This is a genomic window from Pseudomonas sp. NPDC087690 (genome assembly GCF_044743175.1).
Taxonomy (GTDB): domain Bacteria; phylum Pseudomonadota; class Gammaproteobacteria; order Pseudomonadales; family Pseudomonadaceae; genus Aquipseudomonas.
On sequence record NZ_JBIUVX010000081.1, the window covers coordinates 4,262 to 6,234 of the forward strand.

The following is a 1,973-nucleotide window of genomic DNA, read 5'->3' on the forward strand; positions in this document are numbered from 1 at the left end:
ACGTGAGCCGTTACAGCGCTCTGATCGCTCGCCTGGGTCTGCGTCGCTAATCAGCGATTGCGCTATGAGGTTGGTGGTCTGTCGGACGTCAGCGGTTTACCGCCGGCGTCTTGCAGGCTCCCAGCCTCAAGTTTTATCTGGATGCATGTTTTACCCTGGACAGGCGTTGGGCCGATTCCCGACATTGCCCAAGAATTCGCAAGAAACCAGTTCCCCCAAGAGCCACAAAGAAGGTAGGACACCGTGAACCCGGTAATCAAAAAATTCCAGTTCGGTCAATCGACCGTTACCCTCGAGACTGGCCGTATCGCCCGTCAGGCCTCCGGCGCAGTATTGGTCACCGTTGACGACGACGTCAGCGTATTGGTGACTGTAGTCGGTGCAAAACAAGCCGATCCAGGCAAGGGCTTCTTCCCTCTGTCGGTTCACTACCAGGAAAAGACTTACGCTGCCGGTAAGATCCCTGGCGGTTTCTTCAAGCGTGAAGGCCGTCCTTCCGAAAAAGAAACCCTGACATCCCGACTGATCGACCGTCCGATCCGTCCGCTGTTCCCAGAAGGTTTCATGAACGAAGTGCAGGTTGTCTGCACCGTTGTTTCCACCAGCAAGAAGACCGATCCGGACATCGCTGCGATGATCGGTACCTCGGCTGCCCTGGCCATTTCGGGCATTCCGTTCGACGGCCCGATCGGCGCCGCTCGCGTTGCCTTCCACGAAAGCACCGGCTACCTGCTGAACCCGACTTACGAGCAGCAAGCTGCTTCGAGCCTGGACATGGTCGTTGCCGGTACTTCCGACGCCGTACTGATGGTTGAATCGGAAGCCAAAGAGCTGACCGAAGACCAGATGCTGGGCGCCGTACTGTTTGCTCACGACGAGTTCCAGGTGGTGATCAACGCCGTCAAAGAACTGGCCGCTGAAGCTGCCAAGCCAACCTGGAACTGGGCTCCGGCGCCAGAAGCCACCGAACTGCTGGGCGCTATCCGTGCCGAGTTCGGCGACGCAATCTCCCAGGCTTACACCATCACCATCAAGGCCGACCGTTACGCTCGCCTGGGTGAGCTGAAGGATCAGGTGGTTGCCAAGCTGTCCGGTGAAGAAGGCCAGCCTTCGTCCAGCGAAGTCAAAGCCGCTTTCGGCGAAATCGAATACCGCACCGTTCGCGAAAACATCGTCAACGGCAAGCCACGTATTGACGGTCGCGACACCAAAACCGTACGTCCGCTGAACATCGAAGTCGGCGTTCTGCCGAAGACTCACGGTTCGGCACTGTTCACCCGTGGTGAAACCCAGGCTCTGGTTGTTGCAACACTGGGCACCGCCCGTGACGCACAGCTGCTGGACACCCTGGAAGGCGAGAAAAAAGACCCGTTCATGCTGCACTACAACTTCCCTCCGTTCTCGGTGGGCGAGTGTGGTCGCATGGGTGGTGCTGGTCGTCGTGAAATCGGTCACGGCCGTCTGGCCCGTCGTTCGGTTTCAGCCATGCTGCCAGCCGCTGACGTGTTCCCGTACACCATCCGTGTGGTTTCGGAAATCACCGAATCCAACGGTTCGAGCTCGATGGCTTCCGTTTGCGGCGCTTCCCTGGCCCTGATGGACGATGGTGAGCCGATGAAGGCGCCGGTTGCCGGTATCGCCATGGGTCTGGTTAAAGAAGGCGAGAAATTCGCCGTCCTGACCGACATCCTCGGTGACGAAGACCACCTGGGCGACATGGACTTCAAAGTAGCCGGTACCGCCAAAGGTGTTACCGCGCTGCAGATGGACATCAAGATCAAAGGCATCACCGAAGAAATCATGGAAATCGCTCTGGGCCAAGCCCTGGAAGCGCGCCTGAACATCCTCGGTCAGATGAACCAGATCATCGGCCAGTCGCGTACCGAACTGTCGGCCAACGCACCGACCATGATAGCGACGAAGATCGACACCGACAAGATCCGTGACGCTATAGGTAAAGGTGTCGCGACCAT

Annotated in this window: 1 protein-coding gene; it reads left to right on the forward strand. The window is 58.2% G+C overall.

Annotation, left to right across the window (positions count from 1 at the left end):
* Window positions 1-243 precede the first annotated feature (243 nt).
* Window positions 244-1,973, forward strand: a 1,730-nt coding sequence (gene pnp, locus ACIPIZ_RS29090) for a polyribonucleotide nucleotidyltransferase (RefSeq protein ID WP_401168943.1), incomplete at its 3' end; no start/stop codon positions are given.